General features: G+C 57.1%; 8 protein-coding genes and 1 pseudogene. 7 read left to right on the plus strand and 2 right to left on the minus strand.

Annotated features, from left to right (window positions below; genetic code table 11):
* Positions 1-150 precede the first annotated feature (150 nt).
* Both ACFPM8_RS13300 and ACFPM8_RS13305 read right to left on the minus strand, forming a co-directional pair.
* Positions 151-753 carry a hypothetical protein gene (locus tag ACFPM8_RS13300; protein ID WP_378998040.1) on the minus strand — a complete coding sequence of 201 codons (603 nt, stop codon included), beginning with the start codon at positions 751-753 and terminating at the stop codon, positions 151-153.
* Positions 750-2981: a glycoside hydrolase family 19 protein gene (locus ACFPM8_RS13305; protein WP_378998041.1), complete on the minus strand. Its 2232-nt coding sequence runs from the start codon at positions 2979-2981 to the stop codon at positions 750-752. Before ACFPM8_RS13305 ends, ACFPM8_RS13300 begins: the two co-directional genes overlap by 4 nt.
* Positions 2982-3380: 399 nt before the next feature.
* On the opposite strand from ACFPM8_RS13305, the gene ACFPM8_RS13310 reads away from it, so the two are divergent.
* From ACFPM8_RS13310 to ACFPM8_RS13340, 7 genes and pseudogenes are all read left to right on the plus strand, one after another.
* Positions 3381-5243: an ABC transporter ATP-binding protein gene (locus ACFPM8_RS13310; protein ID WP_378998042.1), complete on the plus strand. Its 1863-nt coding sequence runs from the start codon at positions 3381-3383 to the stop codon at positions 5241-5243.
* A gap of 143 nt (positions 5244-5386) precedes the next feature.
* Entirely contained in the window at positions 5387-5614 is a 228-nt protein-coding gene (locus tag ACFPM8_RS13315) for a hypothetical protein (RefSeq protein WP_378998043.1), read from the plus strand.
* 196 nt (positions 5615-5810) lie between these two features.
* Positions 5811-6080, plus strand: coding sequence for a hypothetical protein (locus tag ACFPM8_RS13320; RefSeq protein WP_378998044.1), 270 nt, complete (start codon positions 5811-5813; stop codon positions 6078-6080).
* Between the two features lie 108 nt (positions 6081-6188).
* A complete protein-coding gene (locus tag ACFPM8_RS13325; protein ID WP_378998045.1) occupies positions 6189-6689 on the plus strand; it encodes a tetratricopeptide repeat protein in 501 nt (166 codons plus the stop codon).
* A 381-nt stretch (positions 6690-7070) separates the two neighbouring features.
* Positions 7071-7379, plus strand: a complete 309-nt coding sequence (locus ACFPM8_RS13330) for a hypothetical protein (protein ID WP_378998046.1) — start codon at positions 7071-7073, stop codon at positions 7377-7379.
* 62 nt (positions 7380-7441) lie between these two features.
* Positions 7442-7843 (plus strand): annotated as a pseudogene (locus ACFPM8_RS13335) (alpha/beta hydrolase); the annotation flags it as partial.
* On the plus strand, positions 7815-8171 hold the full coding sequence (locus tag ACFPM8_RS13340) for an alpha/beta hydrolase (protein WP_378998047.1): 357 nt from the start codon (positions 7815-7817) through the stop codon (positions 8169-8171). The pseudogene ACFPM8_RS13335 and the gene ACFPM8_RS13340, both read left to right, overlap by 29 nt.
* Positions 8172-8543: the final 372 nt, after the last annotated feature.

Raw genomic sequence — 8543 nt, forward strand, 5'->3', positions numbered from 1 at the left:
CATCCAGGAACAGTTGCTCCAGGCTATACGGCGGATTATTCATGATCAGGTTGTCGATCCCCAGTTTTTGCCCGTCTATCAGCACTTGCACTTGCTCCAGGGTGATTGGCTGCCAATGTGGCCAGCCAAATTGATTGCGACGTCTACACGCTATTTGGTCTCTGCATCAAAACCACGTACCACCTCTACTGACTTGATCATGTCGATCGCTTGTTGCTTGGTGAGTGTTTTATAGGGCAGCGCCAAGCCGACCTCAACCCAGACGCCTTTGCTGAATACTTTTCCCTCTATCCTTGTGATGCGCTCTATGTTTTCCTCCATCTCCATCGGGGAAATCATCCTGATGAATTTTGATCGGAAATTTCCCTGGTCTATACGCAAGAATTTTTCTTTGCCATCTTGAACCAGGATGGTTTTTTTACTGAGCAGCTTATTCCAGGTGTCATCTCGTTCATATGAGGTACTTACAAATCGGCGTGGTTTTTTATCGCCGACTGCACTTAGAGATACGATTCCCTCAAAGTAATACCCGGAATAATCAGGATTTTCTTCTCTGTTCCGCCAGAATGTGCAGGAATCTTCGCTTGCCCTCGCCAATTCAAAATACTTTGGAACATCAATTTTTACTTCTGCGCCCTTGCAAGTGAACGTTATGATTTCGGCATGGACGAATGTTGTTAGTAGGAAGAACAGCGCACAAGCGTTCCGTATGGTGCGCAAGAAAAATAACGAGGTAGTTTCGATACACATCATTTCTCTTCCTTTTTCATATTGCGGGTCATGCCCTCGGTCAAATCCGACAAGGCGCTATACGCATGAGTAAAAAATTTGCAGCGCTCCGGCAAATGCTTCTCTGCGCTGTTGATTTGCCGTGTCACTCTGCTGACGCTGGCCTTGATGCCGGCGGCATCCGTCAGTCCCTGAAATTGCGATTTATCGGCACGCTGACTGATATTGAGACGGCCATCCAATATCCATTTTGGCTTGACATTGGGCACAGGATTTCTGTCGCGGGTACGTAACGATACCCAGTACAAGCCTGCCGAATCACAGGCTGTATACGCGTCATGCTCAAACAGTAGGTTGTTGTCGCCGATGGTCATGTCAATGCCGCGATGTTTTCCGTATTTGGCATAGTTGGTTTTGCCCGTCGTCTGAATCAGGCCGCGGCCCTTATATTTGGGTCCGTCGCCAATATCTTCATTCCCTAACTCCACAGCTTTGTCGGGATCATCCCTCTTGTCATACGCCCATCCATCCGCATACTCCACCACCGTCTGCAAATAATCGGTCTCCAGCACCGCTTGACCAAAAAAGTGCGCGGTACGGAGCGGCGTGTTCAAGCCATATTTACGCAACATATTGTTGAGGCCAACGCCTATATGCGACGGCAAAATCTGTAGCTTGGCGCGTTGACCCAATACTAGAATTTCTGCCATATGCCTGTAAGACTTGAATCCGGCTGGTAGCAAGCCAATCATTTCCGAAAGACTCAACCACCCGCACTGCCTGAAATGCGCAATGAACTCATGCGGATGAAAATGCCATTGCGCATCCAGATATTCCTGCGGCAAATCGTCAAATGTCGTCGCCAGCAAATGCCGCTCGAAACGGCCCCAGTCTTCCGGCTTATCCATCTGTTCCCGCACCCAGCCGTAACGTTTCGCGATCGTCGCCCGATCCCATTCGCACGGCGTTTTGCAAATCGTGCGCCGCAGTTTGGCTCGCACTTCTGGTTTGCCCAGCCGCGCCGCCAGTTTGACCCGGTCGAGCAGGCTTTCCGGGTCGGCCGGGTCGCGCACCAGCACTTTCATTTTCAGTGAATTGCAGCGCTGGTCGTCCGGGCTTGGATCGTCGTCGTAGCAATTCCAGCCCATCACCGGCAGACAATCGGCGTCGCTGAATTTGCGAGTGCCGGGCCCATTCAGGTCGGCCCAGAGTTCGCCGTCGGCAGTTGCGATCTTGCGCCAGTGTGGGGCATCGGCCGGCAGCGGATCGCGGCCCAGATTGCGGCCGAAGCGCAGCAGTTCGTACCAGCCGCTGGGACTGGAATCGCTTGCGTCCGTTAAGCTGGCGTGGCGCTCGCTGGCGGTTTTATATAGCTTGTACTCGAACTGCTCCGGTTCTTTTTCTTCGCGGCTGGCGATCACCTGACCGTATTTGTCGCGGGTGGTCAGGATGCTGCGGCCTTGCTGGTAGGCGATGCTGAGCCACAACTCTTGCTCCAGGCGTTTGCCGTCGCCGCTACGCCGGTGACTGCTCGGCGGGTTGGATCTGACCGGGGTTTCGGGCGGCAGATAGATATGGATCTGGCCGAACACGCTGTCGCTGCGGCCATCCTCCGGCGGCACCTGGTCCACCGCTCTCCAGGGACCAGGAAAGCACGGGGTGCTGTAGTCGTTGACGATTTTGCGGCCTATCAGTTTTTGCAGATTGGCGTCGTCGCAGCAGATTTCAAAATGGATCTGGCGTCGATGGCCGTAGATTTGCCCCCCTTGGCCGATGACCTCCTTGCGCGCCACTTTTTTGCCGGGCACGATGCCGGGCGCCAGTTGCGACAGGTGCATATAGGCCGAATAGAAGGTGACCGTGGTCGGAACATGGCCGCTGGCGCCGATCTCGGTGGTGTGGGCCAGCACCAGCATGCCAATGTCGGTCCAGGTGACGGCGCCTTTCTCATTGCTGAACGCGCCGTAGGTTTGGCCGTGGTTCAGGTCCGTGCATTCTTGCGGCGGCGGTTTGGCGTAGATGACGACGCCGTCGGCAATCGCGCAGACCGGCAAGCAGCCATAACCATGCGGCAAGATCGGTGAGTCCAGGTGCAGGCCGTTATGCCATTCGAAGCCGCCACTGACCGGGAAGCTGCCTTCAGGCGCGCCGCCGGTGCCGCTGACGGCAGAGATCGGCGGCGGCATCGCGGCGTTCAAAAAGCCTTCTTCGGTGAAGCTGCCTTGCGGCAGGAAGGGCGGGCTGATCAGCAAGATTGGTCTCCTTGGTAAATGTGAATAAAGAAACCGTGGCCGGCGCTAGGCATCAAGATCTCCTGCAAGACAAGTTGAGGGCTTGCATTGTAAGAGTCTTAAGTTGGTAAATGTATAAGACAATGCTTAATTTGAATTTATAAGCTCATACAAACTGCGCTCTCGGTAATTAGGTTTTAAGAGCCTCAGCACGACTAAAATCAACATGATCGTCGGCCGACGGCCGACCGTTGAGCGAGACTTGGCTGTATCAATGGACCCCGCCGGCAGTGGGCCAGCGGGTTTTTTAGAAGGGCTGACAGGTGTCGCTAAAAGAAGCGTCGAGAAAACATTAAAGCATGGCAATATACTGCCTGCCTTGAGTTGGACCTTGCGATAAATACTTCCTGGAGCATTGGCATGTTTGGCTGGTTTGAAAAGTTGCTGCACCCGTACCCCGACGCCGTCGTAACTCCGCCGCCGCGCGGCTTCCTTCCTTTTATCTGGGCCTGCACCAAAGGCTTGCGGCGCTATATCGCCGCGATGACGCTGCTGACCGCCGCCTGCGGTGCGTTCGAAGCGCTGCTGTTCGCGATGATGGGCCGCATCGTCGATTGGCTGAGCCATGTGCAGCCGGCCATGCTGTGGAGCCAGGAACGTAACCATCTGCTGGCGCTGGCCGGCGTGCTGGTGGCCAGCCCGGTGCTGATTGCCCTGCAAAGCATGTTCAAGCAGCAGGCGCTGGCCGGCAATTTCCCGATGCTGCTGCGTTGGCAATTCCACCGCCTGATGCTCAGTCAAAGCATGCACTTTTACCAGGACGAGTTCGCCGGCCGGGTCGCCGCCAAAGTCATGCAAACCGCGCTGGCGGTACGCGACGTTTGCATGATCCTGTGCGACATCCTGGTGTTCGTGCTGATTTACTTCATCACCATGGTGGCTGTGGTGGGCAGCTTCAACGGCTGGATGCTGGCGCCGTTTTTGGGCTGGGTCGCGCTGTACGTGCTTGCCTTGCGCTACTTTGTGCCGCGCCTGAGCCGGGTCGCCAAAAAGCAAGCCGATGCGCGCTCGCTGATGACCGGCCGCATCACCGATGCCTACACCAACATCGCTACCGTCAAACTGTTTTCCCACGCCGGGCGTGAAGCCGGTTACGCGCGTGCAGCGATGCAGGAATTCCTGCTGACGGTGCACGGCCAGATGCGTCTGGTGACCGGTTTCGAAATCGCCAACCACGCCATCAGCATGCTGCTGATCCTGAGCACCGCCGGCGTCGCGCTGTGGCTGTGGACCCAAGGCCAGGTCGGAGTCGGCGCAGTCGCCGCCGCCACCGCCATGGCGCTGCGCCTGAACGGCATTTCGCACTGGGTCATGTGGGAGATGGCATCGCTGTTCGAGCAGGTCGGCACGGTGCAGGATGGCATCAACACGCTATCGCGCCCGCACGCGGTGGAAGACCAGCCCAACGCCAAGCCGCTCAAGGTCACCCGCGGCGAACTGCATTTCGAACAAGTCAGTTTTGCTTACGGCGGCATGCGCCCGGTGATCGAACAACTGTCGCTGCACGTCCGTCCCGGCGAAAAGATCGGCCTGGTCGGCCGTTCCGGCGCCGGCAAATCGACCATCGTCAACCTGCTGCTGCGCTTCTACGACGTCGAGCAAGGCCGCATCCTGATCGACGGCCAGGACGTCTCCGAAGTCACGCAAGACACGCTGCGGGCGCAAGTCGGCATGGTCACGCAAGACACCTCGTTGCTGCATCGCTCGGTGCGCGACAACCTGCTGTACGGCCGGCCCGACGCCACCGACGCCGACATGCTGGCGGCCGCCAAGCGCGCCGAGGCGGACGACTTCATCCAGACCCTGACCGATCCCAAGGGCCGCACCGGCTACGACGCCCACGTCGGCGAACGCGGCGTCAAATTGTCGGGCGGACAACGGCAGCGGATCGCGATTGCGCGCGTGATGCTGAAAGACGCGCCTATCCTGTTGCTAGACGAAGCCACCAGCGCGCTCGATTCCGAAGTGGAAGCGGCGATCCAAGCCAGCCTGTACCGCCTGATGGAAGGCAAAACCGTGGTCGCCATCGCCCACCGCCTGTCCACCATCGCCGCGATGGACCGCCTGATCGTGCTCGACAAAGGGCGCATCGTGGAGGAGGGCGATCACCATACGCTGCTGGCACGGGGCGGCTTGTATGCGCGGCTGTGGGCGCATCAGAGTGGCGGCTTTCTGGGGGAAGAGGCGGACGACGACGAAGTGGGACAGGCGGTTGCTGTTTAAGCGATCAGGCTTCTGTAGTTAAACGGCGTCAGAGTTCGTTATGGAAGATCTTCCTTCCTGTCAACCGAATATCTCCGGCAGCGTTCTTATCTCATCCCGCAGCGAATGCGGCTTTTGAAACCTGATCACTCGAAGGAACGAACATGAAAAAATTACTTGGCATTGCTGCAATCATCCTCGCTTTCTCGCCACTGGCACAAGCGCAAGGCAACGACGCTCTGGCCGGCCATCCAGAAGCCCGTAACGACCGTCCTGCTGCAGAGTCCTACGAGCATGCGCCTGTTGCACACAAAGCGCACAAAGGCGCGAAGCACGTGGCCAAAGTGAAGCATCAAGTGAAGCACCATCACAAGGCTGCCAAGAAGGCGTAATTGCGAAAAGTGCGGCGGCTGGGAATGGATTAGTCATCACCAGGCCGGCGCAATTGAGTAAGCAATATCCAGCGATATTGTTTTACGCAAGATTAAAAGGGTCAGGGTTTGTTCGGCGGATTTATCGCTGAATAAATCCTGGCCCTTTTGCTAATTGCTGCAACAGTCGTTGGGCCTTCCAACCCGATCGTCCGGCATGACCTTGGCCGACATGACCATGGGGGCGTACGCTGGTATCCGCATGGGGTGGGCGGTCAATGCAATTGGTCTGGCGTTATGCCAACAGGCCCTAGAAAAACCCTTGGAAAATTCTTTGCCATCGGCGTCACTAAGTAGAACGAACATTCCATCGTCCGCGATGAATTCTATGATTTTGGTTGAAGACAAAAAGCTTGCCGAATTGTTTGGGAGTGAATATGCGCTCTACAAGAAACAATCGGCGAGATTGATTCCGGGGATCTGGTAAGGATGGCTCGCTTCATTGTTGGTTGAACGTTCGTTTTAGGGTGGCGCAAACCGGCCAAACCCGCTCACGCAGGTCTGGCGCGTATTCGATATTACTGAGGAAATTTTGATGAGCAATACTGAAGCACTATGGGAAGCGCGGGTTGCCGAACTATGGAGCGCATTTGACGACTACGCGCCTGAGGCATTTGTCGCGCGACTCGACCTGTTGGCGTCCGAGCTGGCGCCAGGAAGCGCCATTGCACTGTTTGAACGCGGCGCCGCGCAAGACTCTACAGGTCATCCCGATCTTGCTGTCCCTTTATATCAGGCCGCTCTCGACATCGGCTTAACCGGTTTGCGTCGTCGCCGGGCGGTCATTCAAATGGCGAGTTCGCTGCGCAATTTAGGCAACCCTCTGCGTGCGGCGGAGCTACTGACGGTCGAACTTGAAACTGCGAACGACGATCTGGATGGCGCGGTACGTGCATTCCTGGCGCTGGCCCTGGTCGATCTTGGGCGCGAACGCGAAGCAGTAGCGATAAGCCTTGAAGCGCTTTCCCGTTATCTTCCAAGGTACAACCGTTCGCTCGCTCGATACGCGAGACACCTTACAGAGGCGTCTCGCTAGCATCGGCCGCACACGTCGACATTGTTAGGTTTTGCAGCGTTGCAGCACTCTCGGATATACCCTCAAAAATAGCTCAATCAGCCATTCTTTTTTAAGAATATTCCTAAATACAAATCATATGTTGCCCGCGAGAATGTCCGTGTTTCTCGCAGGAATTTGCATATTTCGTGTTTATTATTCTTTTGAAAAGACAAGGAGCGCCGGGTTATGAACATGCGCCAGACTGACATTGAGCGGTTGACGAAATTTCAGGTAAATCGCATTGCGGCAGCACTATCGTGGGGCATCGCGTATTCCGGTGCCGGCACTGCGTCTCGCACGTCGAATTGGTCTGTGACGCGCGGTCCTCTCGTCTATTGCCTGGACCCGCAAACGGGTGTCATGGCGTGGGACGGGGACGTGGTGGGCACGCTCGGTTGCGCGCCCGGCGATCTCGACCACATCGAGAAAGTGTTGGCGCTGGTCCGGCCCGCGGAGCGCTTGTTCATGCGGCGCTATTGGTCCATCGAAAGATACGGACGGGACTATGCGACACGGCAATTCCGGGTCCCGTTAGACGCCGCAGCAGCGCATACCCTGATAGATACCAGCCGCCCGATCGTCGATGCGGACGGCAAGGTGGCGGTGATTGCCGGCGCCTGGCAAGCCGACGCTAACGGCGCGCCGCACCCGGTCCAGGCGGCATCATGAGCAGGCGAACCGGTGCTTTGCTGATTCACGGATTGGGCGGCACCCAATTCGATCTTGGGGCAATGCATAGGGCGTTGCGGCGCGCGGATATCGACGCGCACACCTTGACCTTGCCCGGCCACGGCGGCCATCCCGCAGATCTGGTCGAGGTGCAAGCCGAGCATTGGCTTGACGCGCTGACGCAAAAATATCGGGAACTGATCAATCGCTACGACACGTTTCATGTGATCGGCATGTGCATGGGCGGACTGCTTGCGCTGGCTTTGTGCGAACGCGAGCAGCACTACAAGGGCCGGCTCGTGATCCTGGCCGCGCCGGTCTACCTCGATGGCTGGTCGACCCCCTGGTATCGGGATGTGCGGCACCTGCTGTATCGCATACCGGCGCTTGCGGCGCGTGTCAAAGTCGAGGAATCCGAGCCGTTCGGCGTCAAGAATGCGTTCGTGCGGGGGGCTGGTCAAGGCCAAATTCGAGCGCGGCGACGCTTTCCATTACCGCTGGGTGCCGCTCACCTGCCTGCAGCAAGTCGACCGGTTGAGGGATTGGGTGCGCGAGCGCGCTTGCCGAATCGGCTGTCCGACCTTGATCGTCCATGCCCGGGACGACGAACTGACCAGCTTGAAGTCGGCCGCTTTCCTGTGCGGCGCGATACCGGACGCGCGTGCGGTCGTATTGGAAAACAGTTACCACCTGATTTGCATCGACAATGACCGCAAGACGGTCTTCGCCAGCATGCTGGATTTTTTTGGCAGCGAGACGGCTGTCGAGGATTGCCGGGATAGTTGGTTTTAACAGCATTTATTCTGTCCGATGCCGCAATCGTTAGGCTTGTCAACCCAACCACGCCAATGTCCGGATTGTCATGGCATCCAATAGCGTTTATAGTCGGCCCCGTCCCTGAGAAACAGATCAAGGGATGAGGTTTCACAGCCTGGAATACAAGAAGCGCGCAAATCGCACAACGCGGTTTGTGCGTACACCGTCGCACGTCCCTATGGGCGGTGATGGTGGGGAGCCCTCGGGCTGCCGGTTTTTCTTCTTGTACCGGTCTGTGAACCCTGCCGTCTGCCGCCGTGTGTCAAGAACGCAAAAGCCGAAGTATCGGCCGCTGCGATGCTTTATTGAAGATGAGGGTCGGCCCCTCGTGATCGGCGTGCAGGCGCA

The sequence above is a fragment of the Paraherbaspirillum soli genome (assembly GCF_042654985.1).
Classification (GTDB): Bacteria; Pseudomonadota; Gammaproteobacteria; order Burkholderiales; family Burkholderiaceae_D; genus Paraherbaspirillum; species Paraherbaspirillum soli.